This window comes from Actibacterium sp. D185-2 (genome assembly GCF_054954595.1).
Genome location: NZ_JBPWNX010000001.1, coordinates 252,624 through 270,674, shown reverse-complemented (window position 1 = coordinate 270,674; position 18,051 = coordinate 252,624). Strand labels below are relative to the sequence as shown.

The following is an 18,051-nucleotide window of genomic DNA, read 5'->3' as shown; positions in this document are numbered from 1 at the left end:
CGATCTACATCTCGCGCGAGATAGCGAAACGTGCCGCCGCCCGCAAGTTTTCCGCCGCCGCACCGTAAGGCGCCAGCGCCGACTCGGCCTCATCCACCAGCGATCTGGCCCGCGCCCGCGCACCGTCCAGCCCCAGCAGCGACACGAAGGTGGCCTTGCCCGCCTCGGCATCCTTCTGCAACCGCTTGCCGGCCTTTTCGGCATCGCCCGCGACATCCAGAATGTCATCGGCGATCTGAAACGCCAGCCCAAGTGCTGTGGCATAGGCCCCCAGCGGCGCCGGATCGGCCCCGGCCAGATGCGCGCCCGCCTCGGCCGACCAGCGGATCAGCGCGCCGGTCTTGCCCGCCTGCAACGCGGTGATCTGATCCAGCGTCAGCGGCGTGTCGGCGGTTTCGGCCGCAACGTCCAGCGCTTGGCCCAGAACCATGCCACGCGCGCCCGCCGCCTGCGCCAGTGCCGCGATCAGCGTCACGCGCACGGCCGCATCCGGGTGGGTGACCGGATCGGCCAGCAGGTCGAACGCCAGCGTCTGCAGCGCGTCCCCGGCCAGCACCGCGGTGGCCTGATCCCATTTCACATGCACCGTGGGCAGGCCCCGGCGCAGATCGTCGTCATCCATACAGGGCAGATCATCATGCACCAGTGAATAGGCATGCATCGCCTCGACCGCCGCCGCCGCCTGAACCGCGCGCGCCACAGGCACCCCGTACAGCGCAGCACCTTCCATCGCCAGAAAGGCGCGCAGCCGCTTGCCGCCCGCCGTGGCATAGCGCATCGCCTCGACAACCTTCTGATCGGGATAGGCGGCCAGCACGGCCTTCAGATGCGCCGCAACCTGTGCGCCGGCCCGACACAGCTTTTCGCTAAACATCAAAGCCCTTCGACAGGCGTCGTGCCGGTGGGGTTGCCATCGGCGTCCAGCGTGATCGCCGCGACCTTTTCCTCGGCCTCTTTCAGCTTGGCCTCGCAGCGCTTCTTCAGCGCCGCCCCGCGTTCATAAAGCCGGATCGAATCCTCCAGCGGCACGTCGCCGCGCTCCAGCTGGTTCACGACCTGCTCCAGCTCGCGCATCGCGTCTTCAAAGCTCATCTCGGCCACTGGTTTATCGCTCACGTTCCCCGCTCCATCAGAACCCGTATATGTGCCGCCACGCTCGCGGCCAGCGCATCCAGATCATATCCACCCTCAAGTGTCGAGACCACCTTGCCCCCCTCATGGGCATCGGCGATGTCGCACAGCCGCTCCGTCACCCAGATGAAATCCCCGACCTCCCAGTTCAGTTGCGCCAGCGGATCGGCCCGGTGCGCATCGAACCCGGCGGAAATCAACACCAGTTGCGGCGCGAATGCGTCCAACGCGGGCAGCACCTGCCGCTCCATCGCGGCGCGAAATGCGGCCCCGTCCGACATCGGCGCCAGCGGCACGTTCAGGATGTTGCCATATGCGCCGCGTTCCTCGGGTGCGCCGGTGCCGGGATAAAGCGGCATCTGATGGGTCGAGGCGAACAGAACCCGCCCTTCATCCCACAACAGATCCTGGGTGCCATTGCCGTGGTGCACGTCGAAATCCATGATCGCCACCCGCGACAGCCCGTGGTGATCAAGCGCATATTTCGCCGCGATAGACACGTTTCCGAACAGGCAGAACCCCATCGCGGTGGCGGTTTCGGCGTGATGGCCGGGCGGGCGTACGCCGACGAAGGCATTGGCGACCTCGCCCGCCAGCACCATGTCCACGGCCTTCAGATTGGCACCGACCCCGCGCAGCGCGGCGGCCAGCGATCCGGGCGACAGATAGGTATCGGCGTCCAGCGCAGCCGATCCTTCGTCCGGCAAGGCCGCCTGGATCCGGGCCAGATACGCGGCCGGATGGCAGCGCGTGACCGCGTCCGCCTCGGCCAACGGTGCCGCGACGCGCAGCAACCCGGCAAAATCCGGCGCGTCCAGCCGGGCCAGGATCGCGTCCAGCCGCGCCACCTGTTCAGGATGGCCCGGCGGGGTGATGTGGGTCCGGCAATCGGCATGGGTCAGAAAGGCGGTTGTCATGAGATGACCTTACCCGCTTGGTGAAACAAACAAAATCCATCCTGACTTGATAAGCATCAATGCGCGCACTTCCAAAGCTTGCAAAGTATGCATGCAGCCATTTTCAAAGGAGGTGTGAAATGGAAAACGGAAAAAAGACGCGTAGCAGGTTGGTCATCCTGACGGGTGTATCAGCAATCGCACTTGCAGCTTTGACCACGTCCGTTCCCGATTTCGAAAGCCACCTGACACTTGTCGGGCCCGCATTTGCCGAATCGCATTCCGGCGGCGGGCAGGGGCAGGGCGGCGGTGATCATGCTGACGACGGAACCGACCACACCCATGATGATGGTGACGACCATACCCACGATGACGGCGACGACCACGAAGGCGGCAAGGGCAAACAGGGCTCCAACGCCGGTGGCACACAAGGCGGTCAGGGTGGGGACGGCGGTTCCGGCGGATCCGAAGGCCAGGGACCGAAAGCCGGCAAGCCGACCGGCAGTCAGGGCGGCAAACCCGCATGGGCAGAGGAAGGCATCCCCGAGGTCGAACTGGGCCGGCTGAACGTCGCCCGGTCCCCCGATCATGTCCTTGACCGGGCATATGACGAGGCGCTGGCCGGCTTCACCGCCGAAATGGCCGAATTCTACAGCATGAGCCTGGACGAGGCGATCGCCGCATTGTCGCTGGACTATGACAATCAGGAATTCATCGACTCGCCGCTTCAGAATCTCGCGCTGTTCGAAGAGGCGCTTGATGGCCAGTCGGTGCTGAACACCCTGCCGTCGGTCACGAACTCCAACGACACGCTTCTGGCGATGTTCCTGGGAACCGCGTCCGACAAGACCATTCCGGTCACCACCGACACTGTCATCGCCGTGACGACGATCCTTGGCACTGAGGTAACCGAGTCACAGGCGGCCAACATTGCGCAGGATGCGGAAGCGGTCCGTATTGCTGTGCTGGCCGGTCATGGATAACATAGCTTCGTAAGAATTCGGGCTCCGGAATTCGGGGCCCGAACAACGAGTTGCCCCGGCAAGAAAAATAATCCGAGGATTTGCGGATGAAATCACGCGTATATGCCATGGCCGCTGCGGCCGTATTCAGCCTGTCTTTCACCCAACAAGCGCAGGCCCAGGACGGCAAAAGCCTTTTCGGCGTCACATCGGCCAGCGTTACCTACGGCCTGTATGCAAGGGTCGATCTGGGGGGCGCCTCCCTGGACACAGACGACGCCTATTGGGAGTCGCCGGGGTACCCGAGCGACCCGCGCGTGTTCTTCGATATTGACGCGGACAATGTCGCCTTTGGCGGCATTGGCGCGGGTTTCGACTGGATGAACGGGTTTCGCGGCGATGTCTCCCTTCTCATTTTCGGCGAGTCCGATTTCGATGGTTCGTGGAGCTCGACCCAGCCCGCCACGCCCGGGCCCCATGCTGACGTGCGCGGCTCCATCAGCAGCACCGCGGTGATGGCCACCGGGTATTATTCGCCGCTGGAATACGCGGGCCGGAACAGCAAGGTGCAACCCTTCCTGAGCGCGGGCTTGGGCGTCGCCCGCAACAAGATGGGCGACTGGACCCGCATCAATGCCACCTCTACTTCGGTAGAGCGGACGTTCAATGGTGACTATTCCACCCATATTGCCTGGTCTCTCGGCGCGGGTGTCGCGGCAGAACTCAAGGGTCCCGGCAATCGCCCCTTCCTGCTTGAAGCCAGCTATCGCTATTTCGACCTGGGCACAGCCAAGGGCGGCTCGACCCCGCTGCCGGGCAATGGTTCTTCCGAGCCGGTCACGCCGTTGCGCTTCGAAAACCGCGATCACGTCATCAGCCTGAGCCTGCGGATTCCGCTGCGGCGGTACTAAGCCTTCAGTCCGGCGCCAGCATATAGCCGGCGCCGCGCACGGTTTGCAGATAACGCGGCTGTTTCGGATCCGCCTCGATCTTGCGGCGCAGCCGCGTTATCTGCACATCCACCGCGCGTTCCTGCGCCTGACCATTGTCACGGCCTAGATCCTCGACCAGCTTGACCCGCGTCACCGGCGCGCCGGGACAGGCGGAAAAGATGCGCATCAGCTGACTTTCGGTCGCGGTCAGGCGGATCAGATCGGTGCCGCGCCACAACTCGCCCCGGTCGATGTCATAACGCACCGACCCCAGATGCAGCACCTTCGGCCCGGCCACCTGTTCGCGCACCTGGGGTACACGGCGCAGGATCGCGTTGATCCGCAGCAACAGCTCCTTGGGCTCGAACGGCTTGGCCAGATAGTCGTCGGCGCCGGCCTCCAGCCCCTCGATCCGGTCGCTGGTCTCGCCCCGCGCGGTCAGCAGCAGGATCGGCGTGGCCAGAATCTGGCGCAATTCCCGCGTCAGGCTGATCCCGTCCTCGCCCGGCATCATCACGTCCAGCACGATCAGGTCGAATTCCAGCCCGCCCAGCAGCCGCCGCGCATGGGTGGCATCGCGCGCCGCGCTGACCAGAAACCCGTTGCGGATCAGAAATTTCTGCAACAGTCCGCGAATGCGCTCATCATCATCGACGATCAGCAGATGGGCCTCATGCGCCGCGTTCATATCCCGCCATCCTTCATCACATTGAAATGGCTTCGGACCTCTGGATCCATCATCGCCTCCAGCACTTGGCGGAATCCGGCCACCGCATCGGGCCCGGCGGAACGATACGCCGCCCGCATCCGCCCCCGCTGCGCATCCGACAGCTCCCGTTCCAGCGCCGCCCCCGCCTCGGTCAGATACAGATGCCGCTCGCGCTTGTCACGCTTGCCGACCCGGCTTTCGACCAGCCCATCCTCGATCAGCGCACGCAGAACGCGGTTCAGCGACTGCTTCGTGACCCCCAGAATGTTCAACAGGTTATTGACCGTCGTCCCTTGTGTGCGGTGAATGAAATGCATCGCGCGGTGATGCGCACGGCCATAGCCGTGCTGGTCCAGGATAACGTCCGGCTCGGCGGTAAAGCTGCGGTGGGCGAAGTACATCGCCTCGATTCCCTTGCGCAACTGTTCATCTGTCAGAAACAGCAGGCTCTCGCCGCTTGGCGACGGTCCGGCAGAGCCTTCGGCCATGGAACTTCCTCCCGATCACTTTTTTTGCCTCTTATGATGATTTTATGTCAGCGTTATTGACTTTCCAAGAATCAATTGTTAGCGATCCGTCGATTTCACGCAATTTTCTGTCCAATCCAGACAGGGATCGCGCAATATTCGAAAATTCGAGCACTGTTAGCCCGATGTAATCAGAAAGGACAAGCCGATGGCTGGCTACGATGACCGCGACGGTATGATTTGGATGGATGGCGCACTGGTTCCCTGGCGGGATGCCAATGTACATATCCTGACCCATGCGCTTCATTATGCCTCGTCGGTATTCGAAGGCGAGCGCGCCTATAACGGCACGATCTTCAAAAGCCGCCAGCATTCCGAACGGCTGAGGAAATCAGCCAACATGATCGACTTCGAGATCCCCTATTCGGTCGAGGACATCGAAAAGGCGAAATACGATGTCCTGAAAGCCAATGGCTGGACCGACGCCTATGTGCGCGCGGTCGCCTGGCGCGGTGCGGGCCCGGATATGGGGGTCGCATCCTCGCACAATCCGGTGCGCATGGCGGTCGCTGCCTGGGAATGGGGCGCCTATTACGGCGACGCCAAGATGAAGGGCGCCAAGCTGGACATTTCCAAATGGAAACGCCCCAGCCCCGAAACCGCGCCCAGCCAGGCCAAGGCCGCCGGCCTTTACATGATCTGCACCATGTCCAAGCACGCGGCAGAGGCAAAGGGCTGCTCTGACGCTATGATGTTCGATTATCGCGGCTATGTGGCCGAAGCGACCGGCGCCAACATCTTCTTCGTTAAGGATGGCGAGGTGCACACACCCGACCCCGATTGCTTTCTGAACGGGATCACCCGGCAGACCGTGATCGGGATGCTGAAGGACCGCCAGATCAAGGTGCATGAACGCCACATCATGCCCGAAGAGCTGGAAGGGTTCGAGCAGTGCTGGCTAACCGGCACAGCCGCCGAGGTCACCCCGGTGGGCCAGATCGGCGACTATAATTTCGAGGTCGGGTCCCTGACCCGCGACATCGCCAGCGCATATGAAAAGCTGGTGCGGGAATAATCCGCCCCGGTTAGCCTGCGGTAAACCTCTCTCCGGCATGTTGCCCCCGTGTGGCCATGCCGGAGAGCTTGAATGAAACTGCAAAACGGGCCCCTGATTCTGGTAATCACCGTTCTGTTCGCGGCCCCAGCGGCGATTTCCGCCTATTTCTATCACCTGACCAAGAACCCGATCTTTCAGCCCCTTGGTATCACCAAGGAGCGGCTGTCCCAATATGGCGGCGACGCGGACGGGGTGGAAATTCTGACCGAAATCCGTTGGGGCGATGGGCAGGGCAGCCCGCCCGCGCGGCAGGCCCTGGCGCAGGCGATCACGAACACGTTCGCGGCCTTCGGGGCCGAAACCCGCATCCGCCACGATCGAAACGACGACCGCCCCGACACCACGGTCAGCTTCCGGATCGGCGCCAGCTTTCTGGGCCCCTATCCCGCCGCCGAGGCCAGCCTTGGCATCCACCCCGCAATCAATGTGTTCGACATGTATCGCGAAAAGGAACGACAGACCCGCGCCGCCGCCCAGACCCGCGGGCAATAGTCAGCCCTGCGGCGTCATCGCCTTGCGCTGCTTTTCGCGCCGCAGGCCCAGCTGCCGCTCGCGCCAGATGATCAGAACCCCCGCCGCGATGACCAGCCCGGCGCCGGTCAGCATCACCGGGGTCGGCACCTCGTTGAACACGAAATACCCGACCCCCAGCGCCAGCAGCATCGAGGCATAGTCGAACGGCGCCACGGTCGAGGCATTGGCCAGCCGATAGCTTGATGTCAGAAAAATTTGCGCGACCCCGCCCAAAATCCCTGCCAGAATCAGGAACACCGCCTCGCGCCCGGTCGGCATGACCCAGCCAAAGGGAATCGTCGCCAAGGACAGAACCGACGCCGTGACCGAGAACCAGAAGACGATGGTCGCCGTGCGTTCTGTCTGGACCAGCCTGCGCACAAAGACCTGCGCCAGCGCCGCACAGGTGGCCCCGCCCAGGGCCACCATGGCGCCCAGCGTTTCGCGCGCGTCCATCTCGTGATTGGTAAAGGCCGTCAGCCGTGGCGACAGCACGATCAGCACCCCCACCAGCCCGATCGCAACCGCCGCCAGCCGGAACATGCGCACCTCTTCGCCCAGGAACATCGCGGCGAAAATGACCACCAACAGCGGCGCGGCATAGCTGATCGCCGTCACCTCGGGCAGCGGCAACAGGCCAAGCGCGGCAAAGCTCAGCCCCATCGCGGTGCTGCCGACCAGCCCGCGCCAGAAATGTCCCATCGGATTGGCCGTGCGCAGATCCACCGACAACTCGCGCCGCGCGATCAGCCACCCGACGATCACCGGCAACGCAAAAAACGAGCGGAAAAACACCGCCTCGCCCGGCGGCACATGCGGCGAGGCCGCCTTGATCAGCGACGACATCGCAACAAACAGCGCGACGGAGGCAAGCTTGAAACCAATAGCGCGGGCAGGCTGCATGAGACGAAGATCCAGACAGGTGGCCCACATCGGGCCACCACCTCTCTACGCCTTCAGGCCAGAATGAAAAGCCGAATATGCGTCAGGCTTTATGGCCCTTCTCGATCCGCATGAACTGCTTCACCCGCTGCGACTTGCCTTCGGTTTCCACCGCCCGACGCTGCAGGGCCACTGTGGATTTATCCGGCACAGCTTCATGCTCGATCCGCGCATACTGAACCTTGCGCGATGCGTCGTCATGGTGCCGGTCGTGGTCAAGAACCTTGCGTGTCATCAGACTCACTCCTTCCTGATTACAAGCGCATTATACCATAAAACCGTGCCCATGACATGCGACCCATGTTCACAAAATCGTCCGCTGCACGAACCACCACGCCCCCACCAGCGCAATCACGACCGAGGCCGGCACCGCGACCCGCGCCCGGTACCACGGCTTGTGCCCGAACCAGGCCCCCACCAGCAGGAACGCCACCGCGATTACCGCAAGCTGACCGAATTCAACCCCGATATTGAACCCGATCAGATCGGCGATCAGCCGCGCCGGGTTCAGCCCGATCTCGCCCAGAACACTGGCAAAACCCAGCCCGTGCAACAGCCCGAACCCGAACACCACCGCGATCCGGCGCAGGCTCATCTGCACGCCAAGCACATTTTCCACCGCCACATAGACGATCGACGCCGCGATCAGCGGCTCGACGATTTGCGCGGGAACAGAGACGATTTTCAGCGTTGCCAGCGCCAGCGTGACCGTATGCGCCAGCGTAAAGGCCGTAACCTGCAACAACAGCGGCCGCAGGTGCAGCGAAAAGAAGAACAGCCCCAACACGAACAGAATATGATCCAGCCCCTTGGGCACGATATGCTCGAACCCCAGTACGACATAGCGGCCGAATTCGGTCAGCGCGCCCAGCCGCGCCACCCCCTGACGCGGCAACGGGTCGCTTTTCTGCCCGCCCTGCAGATAGCCGGTATAAAGCGCGTCACCCTCCCCCATCTGGCGCAGCACCAGCGGGCCGAACGCCGCATTCCACCCCGCCGTCACCGGCCCGTCGCCGGGCGGCAGTGTCGCTGTCACCACCACGGTCGAATCGCGCGGCAAGGCCACATCGCCCACCGGCGGGATGTGGATATCCGAAATCTCGGGCGTCAGGCGCTGGCCCTCCGCCTCGATGAACAACCCGTCACGGATGCGCGGCCAGGCCTTGCGGAACGCGGCCTCCAACGCCTCGGGCGGGGTCGCACGCAGTTGATCGTAATAGCCCGACAGCGGGGACTCGTTGGTATCGTCCAGCCCGTTCAGGTCGATCCCCGACACCATCGCCTCCAGCGTCAGGCGCAGATCAAGGCGCACCGTGTCGGCCCCCACCGTCACGTCCCCCACCGCCGGACGCACCTCATGCGCGGCGACAGGCGGCACCGCCAGCCACAGCGCCAGCGCCGCAATCAGCGCGGCGAGGCTTGACTTGCCCCCCGCGCGTGTCAGGTTTGCCCGCAAAGAAAAGGTCAGTCTCGCCATGCGCCTTCCGGTCCTTCTGTCCACCCTTGCCACAATGCTTTTCGCGGTCTCCGCCACCGCCCATGAATTCTGGCTGTCACCCGAACAGTATCAGGTGGCGCCGGATCAGCCCATCCGCGCCGACATCCGGGTCGGGCAGAATTTCGCCGGCGCCGCCTATGCCTATATCCCCGATCGCACCGCCCGGTTCGAGCTTGTGATGGGCGACACAGTGATGCAGGTGCCGGGCCGCATGGGCGACCGCCCGGCGCTGGCCATGGCCGCCCCGCAAAGCGGGCTGGCCATTCTGGTGCACGAAACCACCGACACCAGCCTGACCTATACCGAATGGGATAAATTCGCCTCCTTCGTCGCGCACAAGGCCTTTCCCGGCCTGCCAGCGGCACATATGGACCGCCACCTGCCGCAGACCGGATTCAGCGAAAGCTATCGCCGCTATGCCAAGGCGCTGGTCGCCGTGGGCGATGGCGCCGGTCAGGATCGCAATATGGGGCTGGAGACAGAAATCATCGCGCTGGCCAATCCCTACACCGATGCGCTGGCGGGTGGGCTTCCGGTGCGGGTTCTGTATCAGAGGGCGCCGCGCGTGGGTGCGCAGCTTGAAGTGTTCGCACGCGCACCCGACGGCACGGTGACCACGGCCCGCCTGACCACCGACGATCAGGGTCAGGTGACGGTCCCGGTGCAGCCCGGCCACGAATACCTGCTGGACGCCGTCGTGCTGCGCGACACGGGCAATGACGACCCTGCCGCCGGGCCGGTCTGGCGGTCCCTTTGGGCGGCGCTGACCTTCGCCATACCCGGCTAGGCCAGCCGCCCGACCGCCCAGCGCGCCGCATCGGCCACCGCCGGATCCGCATCCGCCACCAATCCCGCCGCCACGCCGCGCAACGCCGGGTCCCCCGAATTCCCAATCGCATAAAGCACGTTGCGCACGAAACGATTGCGGCCGATCCGCTTGATCGGCGAGCCGGAAAACAGCGCCCGAAACGCCGCATCGTCCAGCCCCGCCAGATCGGCCAGCTTTGGCGCGCGCAGATCGTCGCGCGCTTGGTACTTCACCTCGCGCGCCTCGGCGGCGAACTTGTTCCAGGGACAAACCGCCAGACAATCGTCGCAGCCGTAAATGCGGTTGCCCATCAGCGGGCGCAGCTCTTCGTCCACCGGGCCGTGATGCTCGATCGTCAGATAAGAAATACACCGCCGTGCATCGAGCTGAAACGGCGCCGGAAACGCCCGCGTCGGGCAGATGTCCAGACAGGCGGTGCAGGTGCCGCAATGCTCGGTTTCAGGTGGATCAGGCTCGAATTCCACCGTGGTAAAGATCGCACCCAGAAAGAACCAACTGCCCAGATCGCGGCCCAGCAGGTTGGTATGCTTGCCCTGCCAGCCCAGCCCGGCGGCCTGCGCCAGCGGCTTTTCCATCACCGGCGCGGTATCGACAAAAACCTTGATCTGCGCGCCCGGTTCCTGCTCCAGCAGCCAGCGGCCCAGCCGCTTCAGCCGCTTCTTGACCACATCGTGATAATCACGGTTCTGCGCATAGACCGAAATCGCCGCCCGGTCGGGCTGCTCCAGCACCGCCATCGGATCGTGATCAGGCGTATAGGGCTCGGCCAGCATGATCACGCTGCGCGCCGCGGGCCACAGCGCCTCCGGATCGCCGCGCCAGCCCATCCGCTCTTCCATCCAGCCCATCTGCCCGTGCCGCCCGCCCGCCACGAACGCCTCCAGCCGCGCGGCGGCCTGCGGAATCGCACCGGGTGCGCAGATGCCGCAGGCGGCAAACCCCTCGGCGCGCGCCTGCGCCACCAGCCGCGCCTTCAATCCCTGCACCGGACCATACCTTCTTTTTCGTGAAAATATCCTCGGGGGGACGCGCCGCAGGCGCGGGGGGGCAGACAGCCCCCCTGCCCGGTACGGGGATCAGAAATCCAGATCGGCATAATGCTGCGGCGGCGGGAATCCCGGCACCTGGTCGGCCAGCAGCCCGCGAAACGCCGGGCGCGACTTGATCTTGGCGTACCAGTCTTTCACGTTGGCGTTCCGGTTCCAGTCCACATCGCTGATGTAATCGAGGCATGACAGATGCGCCGCAGCGGTAAAATCAGCCAGCGTCATCACATCACCGGCCAGCCAGCGCCGCTGATCCAGCAACCAGCCCAGATAATCGAGGTGATATTTGATCTTCTGCGCGCCGGATTTCACGTTCTTGCTGTCGGGATAGCCCTGTCCCATCACCTTCTTGTTGACCCGCTCGTACAACAGCTTCGAGGTCACCTCGGCATGGAACTTGTCATCGAACCAGAAGATCAGCCGCCGCACCTCATAGCGGTCGGCGGGGCTGGACGGGATCAGCATGGGCGTGGGGTTGGTCTCTTCGATATATTCGCAGATCGCCTGACTTTCGGACATGGTGCGCCCGTCCATCCGCAGCACGGGCACCTTGCCTGCCGGATTGCGGCGCATGAAATCGGGGCTCTGTTCCCAATACCGCTCTTCGATCAGTTCCACCTCGATCTTCTTTTCGGCCAGCACAAGGCGCACCTTGCGGCAGAAAGGGGACAAGGGAACATGGAACATGCGGTTCATGATAGGGCCTGATCTTGCTGTAATTCCCACTCTCTTGCCGCGCCGGGCCGGGATTTTCAACCGCCGAAACAGGATGCGCGGCCATCCGCCAGAATAGTCGCCGCCCCGTCCTGAACCCGTGCCGCATGCCGGCGCAGCGCGGGCGACAGCCGCGCCGCATCGCGCCCTTTCGGATCGGGCAGCACAACCGCAAGGCGTGCGCCCTGTTCCGGGGTCAGATCGGCCGGCGCCACCCGGAAATAGTGATGGGCGGCCGCATTGATGCCAAACACACCCTCGCCGAATTCCGCCACGTTCAGATACACCTCCAGGATCCGCCGCTTGGGCCAGGCGGCCTCGATCATCGGGGTCAGCACGGCCTCCAGCGCCTTGCGGATCCAGCTGCGGCCCTGCCACAGGAACACGTTCTTCGCCGTCTGCTGGCTGATGGACGACCCCCCGCGCACCGCGCCTTCGTCCAGCGCCGCGCGAATCGCGGCCACGTCAAACCCCCAGTGACGGCAGAAATTGGCATCCTCGGCTGCGACCACGGCCCGCACGGCGGCGGGCGCGACCTCGTTAATCGGAACCCATTGGCGCGTCACCCCGTCCAGGCGGCGGGATTCGGACCAGATCGTATGGGTCAGGGGCGGGTTCACGAACCGAAACAGCAGCAGCAGCGCCACAACCGCCAGAAACACCACCACCGCGCCCCGCAGCACACGCCGCAGCAACCAGCGCGCGCCGCGCGACAAACGCGTGGCCGGTTTGGCCTTTGCCGGCCGCTTCTTGGTTTTCGTTGTTTTCGCCAAAACTCAGCGCTCAATCCAGAACATAGCCCAGTTCATCCCACACCCCGCGCCCATAGCGGTTGTTTTCCATGCCCGCGATATAATCCGCGTTGCTGTTGCGGATATCGGCGAACCGTCCGGGCAGGACCAGTGCCTTTTCCCGCTGCGGTAGCGACAGGGCGGCGCCCAGCCGGTTCAGCACGCGCATCGGATCGTCGCAAAGCGACTCATAGGTTACAAACAGACAATCGTCGCCCGCCGCATCCAGCGCCGCCGTATAGGCCGCGTTCCAGTGCAGGACCATCTCGGAAATCGACAGCCCCGACCATTTTTGCGTGGCGGCGGCCACCGCACGCGGATCGCGCGAAATGATGATGAAACGCGCGCCCGGAAACACCGCCCGAAGCCAGCCGATCTTGGTGATGTTGGGCGGGCTTTTTTCCACAAAGCTGCGGCCTTCGCCGTCAATCCAGGGGGTCCAGCAACACATCAGGCGCTGTTTCAGCGCGGCGGCCTTATCCGGCGGCGGGGGCGCGGGATACATCGCGCGATCGAACGCAAACCGGCCCGGCCCGCCATGCAGACCCGCCCGGGGGTAAACATCCTGCAGGAACTGGCCCTCGTTTTCGGGCACCGCATCGGCGCGCAGCACGGCAACGTCATAAAGCGCCGACAGCATCTGTTCCAAAAGGGTGGTCCCGCTGCGGTGCAGACCGCAGATAAACAGATACTGGTCAAATTCGCGCGGCTGCGCCGCCGCGCGGATCAGCGGGCCGTCAGGAACAGCAGCGGGACGAAGCGGCGTGCGCGATTTCGTTTTCAAGCGCTTGAACATAGGCTTTCTCAGAACCGGGAACGGCACGAATACAGCTTTTCCCTGAAAATCAGAACCCCCTGAACGGACAAGACCAGATGTGTCTGCTTCGTGCAGGTCCGGGCCATACAAAAAACGAAAAAAGGCGCCGCAAAGAGCGGCGCCTTAAATCCCGCGCAGGCCCCTGCCGTTATTCGGCCGGAACTGCCTGCAGATCCTCGGTCAGCGGATGGGCCAGCTTGTCGAGCATCTCTTTCGGGCAGACCTGCACGAAATTGCCACGCTCCAGATCCCAGTGCTGCAGGATGTCGGCTGCTTTGCGGCTGCTGGTTTCGGCCACGTGACGCTCGATCAGATCCTTCAGCTGGGCCTCCCAATGGGCGGTGCCAACCGGGCAGGTGACCACGGTTTCCATGTTCATCATGTCCGCCACCTTGCCATCCGGGTCATGAAGATAGGCCATGCCGCCGGTCATGCCGGCCCCGAAATTGGCCCCGATGGTGCCCAGGATCACCGCAACGCCGCCGGTCATGTATTCACAACCGTTGCTGCCGCAGCCCTCGATCACCACCCTGGCGCCCGAGTTGCGCACCGCGAACCGTTCGCCCGCGCGGCCGGCGGCAAACAGATAGCCGTCGGTTGCGCCATACAGCACGGTATTGCCGATGATCGTATTCTCGCTCGCGATCAGCGGGCTGGCCATCGGCGGGCGCACCACGATGGTGCCGCCCGACAGGCCCTTGCCGACATAGTCGTTCGCGTCGCCCGACACTTCCAGCTTCAGCCCCGGTGCCGCGAAGGCGCCCAGGCTTTGGCCCGCGCTGCCGGTCAGCTTGACCGTCAGGTGGTCGGGTTGCAGGCTGTTGCGCATCCCGAAACGCTGCACGATATGGCTGGACGCCCGCGTGCCGATGGTGCGCAGCGTGTTGCGCACCGCATAGGACAGCTGCATCTTCTCGCCATCCTCGAAGAAGCGGTGGCCATCGGCCACGATCTGCGCGTCCAGCGTATCGGGCACCGCATTGCGCGGCTTGTAGCGGTCATAGACGATCTTGGCCGCGCCATCGACGGTGATCAGCAGCGGGTTCAGATCCAGATCGTCCAAATGCGCCGAACCGCGGCTGACCTGGGTCAGCAGATCGGCCCGGCCGATCACATCGTCCAGCGACCGCGCACCGATGCCGGCAAGAATTTCGCGCACTTCCTGGGCGTAGAAGGTGATCAGGTTCACCACCTTGTCGGCATTGCCGGTGAATTTCGCGCGCAGACGCGGATCCTGGGTACAGACGCCCACCGGGCAGGTGTTCGACTGGCACTGGCGCACCATGATACAGCCCATCGCGATCAGCGCAGCGGTGCCGATGCCGTATTCCTCGGCCCCCATCATTGCGGCCATGACGATGTCGCGCCCGGTGCGCAGGCCGCCATCGGTGCGCAGCGTCACCCGGTCGCGCAGCTTGTTCATCGCCAGAACCTGGTGCGCCTCGGTCAGACCCATTTCCCAGGGCAGACCGGCGTATTTGATCGACGTCGCGGGCGACGCGCCGGTGCCGCCGTTATGGCCCGAAATCAGGATCGTATCGGCCTTGGCCTTGGCCACGCCGGCGGCAATCGTGCCGACGCCGCTGGACGCTACCAGCTTGACCGTCACCTTGCAGCGCGGGTTGATCTGCTTGAGGTCATAGATCAGCTGCGCCAGATCCTCGATCGAATAGATATCGTGGTGCGGCGGCGGCGAAATCAGCGTGACGCCCTTGGTCGAATGGCGCAGGCGGGCGATCAGGTCGGTGACCTTCATGCCCGGAAGCTGGCCACCCTCGCCGGGCTTGGCGCCCTGGGCCACCTTGATTTCCAGCTCTTCGCAGTGGTTCAGATATTCGGCGGTCACACCGAACCGGCCCGACGCCACCTGCTTGATCTTGGCCGAGGGGTTGTCGCCATTGGGTTCAGGCACGAAATGCGCCGGATCTTCGCCGCCCTCGCCGCTGTCGGACTTGGCCCCGATCCGGTTCATCGCCACATTCAGCGTTTTATGTGCCTCGGGCGACAGCGCGCCCAAGGACATGCCCGGCGTCACGAACCGCTTGCGGATCGAGGTGATGCTTTCCACCTCTTCGATCGGGACCGGCTTGCCGATGGCCTTGATATCCAGCAGATCGCGCAGATGGATCGGCGGGTTCGCCCGCATCGCGGCCGAGTATTTCTTCCACATTTCATACGAGGCACTGTCGCAGGCCGATTGCAGCATGTGCATGGTCTGCGCTTCCCAGGCGTGTTTCTCGCCGGTGCGCCGCGCCTTGTAGAAACCACCGATCGGCAGGACGTCGGCGCCGCCTTTCCAACCACGGGCGTGGACCTCTTCCAGCTTGCGCTGGATGCCGCTGACCCCGATCCCCGAAATGCGGCTGTGCATTCCCGGGAAATATTCGGCGCACATGGCGCGGCTCAGGCCGACGGCCTCGAAATTCAGACCGCCGCGATACGAGGAAATCACCGAAATCCCCATCTTCGACATGATCTTCAGCAACCCGTAATCCACCGCGTTGCGGTAATTCGCCACCGCCTCGGTCAGGGTCATGTCCAGCAGCCCGCGCTTGATGCGGTCGGCCAGGCTGTCCTCGGCCAGATAGGCGTTGACGATGGTCGCGCCGCAGCCGATCAGCACCGCAAAGTAATGCGGATCCACACATTCGGCAGACCGCACACCAACCGAACAGAAGGTCCGCAGCCCCTTGCGCGTCAGCCAGGAATGCACCGCGCTGGTGGCCAGGATCATCGGCATCGCCACCTTGCCCGGCCCCTGATGCTGATCGGTCAGCACCAGATGCCCGCCGCCCGAGCGCACCGCATCCTCGGCCTCGGCCCGGATCCGCGTCAGCGCATCATGCAGCGCCTCGTGCCCGCCATCGGCGGCGAAGGTACAGTCGATCTCGACCATCGGCGCGTTGAAATGCTCGATCATCTCGGCGAACTGGGCATTGCCCACAAAGGGGCTTTCCAGCACCAGAATCTCGGTCTGGCTGCTGTCCTCGTCCAGAACGTTCTTGAGGTTGCCGAACCGTGTCTTCAGGCTCATCACCCGGTATTCGCGCAAGGAATCGATCGGCGGGTTGGTCACCTGGCTGAAATTCTGGCGGAAGAAGTGGCTCAGCGGGCGGTATTTCTCCGACAATACCGCCGACGGCGTGTCATCGCCCATCGAGGCGATCGCCTCTTTGGCGTCCTCGGCCATCGGCGTCAGGATCTGTTCCAGCTCTTCGATGCTGTAGCCCGCCGCGATCTGCCGCTTGCGCAGCTCGGCACCCTCGAACAGCGGCTTTTCGACGATGTCGCCCAGCGCTTGGTCCAGCTCGTTGATCTTGCCGACCCAGTCGCCGAAGGGGCGCGAGTTGGCCAGCTTGTCCTTGATTTCCGTGTCGTGGAACAGCACGCCCTCGCGGGTGTCCACCGCGATCAGCTGACCCGGCCCAAGCGCGCCTTTTTCACGCACGGTGGCTTCGTTGGTCGGCACCATGCCCGCCTCGGACCCGGCAATCAGCATCCCGTCGCCAGTCACGACATAGCGCATCGGGCGCAAACCGTTGCGGTCCAGCCCGGCACAGACCCAGCGGCCATCGGTCATCGCCAGGGCGGCGGGGCCGTCCCAGGGTTCCATCACAGAGTTGCAATAAGAATACATGTCGCGCCACGACTCGGGCAGCTCGATCGCCTGCTTGGACCAGCTTTCGGGGATCAGCATGGTCTTGGCCATCGGCGCGTTGCGCCCGGCCCGGACCAGAACCTCGAACACCGCGTCCAGCGCCGCCGAATCCGAACTGCCCTGCGGCACGATCGGCTTGATGTCATCGGCCAACTCGCCGAATGCGCCCGAGGCCATGCGGATCTCGTGGCTTTTCATCCAGTTCAGGTTGCCCTTCAGCGTGTTGATCTCGCCGTTATGGGCCAGCATCCGGAACGGCTGTGCCAGCCACCACTGCGGGAAGGTGTTGGTCGAATAGCGCTGATGATAGATCGCAAAGGCGCTTTCGAACCGGGCGTCCTTGAGGTCGGGATAGAATTCGGCCACGTCCTCGGCCAGCATCATGCCCTTGTAGATGACCGAGCGGCACGACAGCGAACAGATATAAAGCGACTGCACACCGGCGGCGGCGGCGGCTTTTTCGATCCGGCGGCGGATCACGTAAAGCTCGCGCTCGAAGGTCTCTTCGTCCACGCCCTTGACGTTGGAAATGATGATCTGCTCGATCTCGGGGCGGGTGGCGTTGGCCTTTTCGCCCAGAACCTCGATATTCACCGGCACATGGCGCCAGCCATAAATGTAATAGCCCATCCGCAGCACTTCGGCCTCGACGATGGTCCGGCAGGTTTCCTGCGCCCCGAAATCGGTGCGCGGCAGAAAGACCTGACCCACGGCGATCAGCCGGTCCAGATGCGGTTCGTGCCCGGTGCGACGGATCTGATCATAGAAGAAGGGCACCGGAATCTGCACATGAATGCCCGCGCCGTCGCCGGTCTTGCCATCCGCATCCACCGCGCCGCGATGCCAGATCGCCTTCAGCGCGTTGATCCCGTTTTCCACGACCTTGCGGCTGGGCTTGCCATTAATCGACACCACAAGCCCGACGCCGCAGGACGAATGCTCGTCCTCTTCGCGGTACAGACCGTTCTCGGCCATGAATTTGCGCTTGGCCTCTTCGGCGGCCACCCAGTTTTCATCGTATTTGGTCAT

At 63.8% G+C, this 18,051-nt stretch carries 18 protein-coding genes; 5 read left to right on the top strand and 13 right to left on the bottom strand.

What is annotated here, in order from left to right:
- Positions 1-4: 4 nt before the first annotated feature.
- From ACSR1C_RS01410 to ACSR1C_RS01400, 3 genes are read right to left on the bottom strand one after another with little or no spacing between them, the layout of a single operon-like run.
- Positions 5-874 (bottom strand): polyprenyl synthetase family protein, encoded by an 870-nt coding sequence (locus tag ACSR1C_RS01410; protein WP_460257532.1) that lies wholly within the window; start codon positions 872-874, stop codon positions 5-7.
- Complete coding sequence (locus tag ACSR1C_RS01405; RefSeq protein WP_460257531.1) at positions 874-1,116, bottom strand: exodeoxyribonuclease VII small subunit; 243 nt, start codon at positions 1,114-1,116, stop codon at positions 874-876. The genes ACSR1C_RS01410 and ACSR1C_RS01405 overlap by 1 nt, the downstream gene beginning before the upstream one ends.
- Positions 1,113-2,048 carry a histone deacetylase family protein gene (locus ACSR1C_RS01400; protein ID WP_460257530.1) on the bottom strand — a complete coding sequence of 312 codons (936 nt, stop codon included), beginning with the start codon at positions 2,046-2,048 and terminating at the stop codon, positions 1,113-1,115. Before ACSR1C_RS01400 ends, ACSR1C_RS01405 begins: the two co-directional genes overlap by 4 nt.
- Before the next feature lie 119 nt (positions 2,049-2,167).
- Between ACSR1C_RS01400 and ACSR1C_RS01395 the strand changes: the two genes are divergently transcribed.
- Together ACSR1C_RS01395 and ACSR1C_RS01390 are read left to right on the top strand one after the other, a co-directional pair.
- Entirely contained in the window at positions 2,168-3,010 is an 843-nt protein-coding gene (locus ACSR1C_RS01395; RefSeq protein ID WP_460257529.1) for a hypothetical protein, read from the top strand.
- A gap of 107 nt (positions 3,011-3,117) precedes the next feature.
- Positions 3,118-3,900, top strand: a complete 783-nt coding sequence (locus tag ACSR1C_RS01390; protein ID WP_460257528.1) for an outer membrane protein — start codon at positions 3,118-3,120, stop codon at positions 3,898-3,900.
- 4 nt (positions 3,901-3,904) lie between these two features.
- Here the strand turns inward: ACSR1C_RS01390 and ACSR1C_RS01385 are convergent, their stop codons facing one another.
- Together ACSR1C_RS01385 and ACSR1C_RS01380 are read right to left on the bottom strand one after the other, a co-directional pair.
- Positions 3,905-4,609, bottom strand: coding sequence for a response regulator (locus tag ACSR1C_RS01385; RefSeq protein WP_460257527.1), 705 nt, complete (start codon positions 4,607-4,609; stop codon positions 3,905-3,907).
- Positions 4,606-5,118, bottom strand: coding sequence for a MarR family winged helix-turn-helix transcriptional regulator (locus tag ACSR1C_RS01380; RefSeq protein WP_460257526.1), 513 nt, complete (start codon positions 5,116-5,118; stop codon positions 4,606-4,608). Before ACSR1C_RS01380 ends, ACSR1C_RS01385 begins: the two co-directional genes overlap by 4 nt.
- A gap of 187 nt (positions 5,119-5,305) precedes the next feature.
- Here ACSR1C_RS01380 and ACSR1C_RS01375 point away from each other — a divergent pair, with 187 nt between their 5' ends.
- Both ACSR1C_RS01375 and ACSR1C_RS01370 read left to right on the top strand, forming a co-directional pair.
- Positions 5,306-6,172: a branched-chain amino acid aminotransferase gene (locus ACSR1C_RS01375; protein ID WP_460257525.1), complete on the top strand. Its 867-nt coding sequence runs from the start codon at positions 5,306-5,308 to the stop codon at positions 6,170-6,172.
- Positions 6,173-6,244: 72 nt separating this feature from the next.
- Positions 6,245-6,706, top strand: a complete 462-nt coding sequence (locus tag ACSR1C_RS01370; protein WP_460257524.1) for a hypothetical protein — start codon at positions 6,245-6,247, stop codon at positions 6,704-6,706.
- Here ACSR1C_RS01370 and ACSR1C_RS01365 read toward each other — a convergent pair whose 3' ends face one another.
- The 3 genes from ACSR1C_RS01365 to ACSR1C_RS01355 form a co-directional block, all read right to left on the bottom strand.
- On the bottom strand, positions 6,707-7,630 hold the full coding sequence (locus ACSR1C_RS01365; RefSeq protein WP_460257523.1) for a DMT family transporter: 924 nt from the start codon (positions 7,628-7,630) through the stop codon (positions 6,707-6,709). It lies immediately after the preceding gene.
- An 82-nt stretch (positions 7,631-7,712) separates the two neighbouring features.
- On the bottom strand, positions 7,713-7,904 hold the full coding sequence (locus tag ACSR1C_RS01360) for a hypothetical protein (RefSeq protein ID WP_460257522.1): 192 nt from the start codon (positions 7,902-7,904) through the stop codon (positions 7,713-7,715).
- 69 nt (positions 7,905-7,973) lie between these two features.
- Positions 7,974-9,146 (bottom strand): HupE/UreJ family protein, encoded by a 1,173-nt coding sequence (locus ACSR1C_RS01355; protein ID WP_460257521.1) that lies wholly within the window; start codon positions 9,144-9,146, stop codon positions 7,974-7,976.
- On the opposite strand from ACSR1C_RS01355, the gene ACSR1C_RS01350 reads away from it, so the two are divergent.
- A complete protein-coding gene (locus tag ACSR1C_RS01350) occupies positions 9,145-9,954 on the top strand; it encodes a DUF4198 domain-containing protein (RefSeq protein ID WP_460257520.1) in 810 nt (269 codons plus the stop codon). The two genes, ACSR1C_RS01355 and ACSR1C_RS01350, sit on opposite strands and share 2 nt — an antisense overlap.
- Here ACSR1C_RS01350 and queG read toward each other — a convergent pair.
- From queG to gltB, 5 genes are all read right to left on the bottom strand, one after another.
- Positions 9,951-10,973: a tRNA epoxyqueuosine(34) reductase QueG gene (gene queG / locus ACSR1C_RS01345; protein ID WP_460257926.1), complete on the bottom strand. Its 1,023-nt coding sequence runs from the start codon at positions 10,971-10,973 to the stop codon at positions 9,951-9,953. The two genes, ACSR1C_RS01350 and queG, sit on opposite strands and share 4 nt — an antisense overlap.
- A gap of 99 nt (positions 10,974-11,072) precedes the next feature.
- Positions 11,073-11,738, bottom strand: coding sequence for an FtsZ-binding protein FzlA (gene fzlA / locus ACSR1C_RS01340; protein ID WP_460257519.1), 666 nt, complete (start codon positions 11,736-11,738; stop codon positions 11,073-11,075).
- A 56-nt stretch (positions 11,739-11,794) separates the two neighbouring features.
- The gene (gene mtgA, locus ACSR1C_RS01335; protein WP_460257518.1) at positions 11,795-12,529 is read right to left on the bottom strand and encodes a monofunctional biosynthetic peptidoglycan transglycosylase; all 735 of its coding nucleotides are present in this window, start codon (positions 12,527-12,529) and stop codon (positions 11,795-11,797) included.
- A 10-nt stretch (positions 12,530-12,539) separates the two neighbouring features.
- Positions 12,540-13,343 (bottom strand): sulfotransferase family protein, encoded by an 804-nt coding sequence (locus ACSR1C_RS01330; protein ID WP_460257517.1) that lies wholly within the window; start codon positions 13,341-13,343, stop codon positions 12,540-12,542.
- A gap of 169 nt (positions 13,344-13,512) precedes the next feature.
- Positions 13,513-18,051: a glutamate synthase large subunit gene (gltB, locus tag ACSR1C_RS01325; RefSeq protein WP_460257516.1), complete on the bottom strand. Its 4,539-nt coding sequence runs from the start codon at positions 18,049-18,051 to the stop codon at positions 13,513-13,515.